Source organism: Oerskovia douganii (assembly GCF_015142735.1).
Classification (GTDB): Bacteria; Actinomycetota; Actinomycetes; order Actinomycetales; family Cellulomonadaceae; genus Oerskovia; species Oerskovia douganii.
Genome location: NZ_JACSPN010000055.1, coordinates 1 through 1,474, shown reverse-complemented (window position 1 = coordinate 1,474; position 1,474 = coordinate 1). Strand labels below are relative to the sequence as shown.

General features: G+C 66.6%; 1 protein-coding gene. It reads left to right on the top strand.

All coding sequences use genetic code 11. From position 1 onward, the window contains the following. The first annotated feature begins 279 nt into the window (after nt 1-279). A complete protein-coding gene (locus H9623_RS19100; protein ID WP_321575557.1) occupies nt 280-1,437 on the top strand; it encodes an IS30 family transposase in 1,158 nt (385 codons plus the stop codon). Nucleotides 1,438-1,474: the final 37 nt, after the last annotated feature.

Genomic DNA, 1,474 nt, shown 5'->3' with positions numbered 1-1,474 from the left:
GGCGGGTTCTAGCGATCCCCGCAACACCTTGAGTTTCAGGGAGTTGTGGGGATCGTGGTTTCTGGGGAGTTGAAGGCGTTGTTCTTCGAGGCGTTGGCTCGTGAGGACGACAATGTCTCGGTGGCGGCGCGCGGGGTGGGGGTGAATCTGAACACGGCGTTCGGTTGGGTGCGCAGGGCTGGTCTTGTCGGTCGCGGGCGGTCAGGTGCTGGCCCGCATCCGCGCCGCGGGGAGTACGACCGGCTTCGTTCAGCTGGGGTCTCGCGGCGTGCTGCTGCGGTGCAGGTCGGCGTCCACGAACGCACGGCCAGGGACTGGGACCGCGGGGTGCGCAGGAGCAACAGCAAGCGCGTGTATCCCGATGGCCGCAGGATCGACTACAAGACAGGTGTGACGACGTTCATCGATCCTGCCTGCGGGCCATCGCTCTCGGTGGTCGAGGCGGATCTGCACCCGCGCTTCCTGACCGTTGTCGAGCGAGAGGCGATCGCCGACCTCCGCGGCCAGAATCTCTCCTTACGGGCGATCGGGCGGGCCTTGGGCCGGCCCGCGTCCACGATCAAGCGGGAGATCGAGGCTCGCACGGTCGAAGGCGTCTACCGGCCACACGCAGCGCAGCGGGCCTGGGCCACCAGCCGGTCCCGGCCCAAGGCATCGAAGCTCGCCCAGGACGGCCCGTTGCGTGAGTACGTCGCCGCCAGGCTCCAGGAGCGGTGGTCGCCCGAGCAGATCTGCCACGCTCTAGTCGAGGAGTTCCCGACCGACGAGAGCATGCGAGTGAGCACCGAGACGATCTACCAAGCGATCTACGTACAGGCCCGCGGCGGGCTGCGACGCGAGGTCGAGCACGCGCTGCGCACCGGACGCATCCGACGTCGACCCCACCGGCAACCCGATCAACGTACGCCACGGTTCGTCGAGGAGATGATGATGATCTCCGAACGCCCTGCCGAAGCCAACGATCGGGCTGTTCCCGGGCACTGGGAAGGGGACCTGATCGTCGGCACCCGATCCCAGTCAGCGATCGTCACGCTGGTCGAGCGCTCGACCCGGTACGTGATGCTCGGGCACCTGCCCGGCGGACACACCGCCGAAGAGGTTCGAGACGTCCTCGTCTCGCTGATCACCACACTGCCCACGCACCTGCGCGGGTCGTTGACCTGGGACCAAGGCTGCGAGATGGCCGCACACAAGCAATTCACCATCGCGACCGGGGTCCCGGTCTACTTCTGCGACCCCCACTCGCCCTGGCAGCGCGGATCGAACGAGAACACCAACGGCCTGCTGCGCCAGTACTTCCCCAAGGGCACCGACCTCACCGTCCACAGCCCACAAGACCTCGAGCATGTCGCCCAGCAACTCAACGCCCGACCACGCAAAACGCTCGGCTGGAAGAAACCAGCCGAGCGCCTGCGTGATCTACTGACGACCACATAGGTCACCAGGTGTTGCGAGGACCACGAGAATCCGCCGT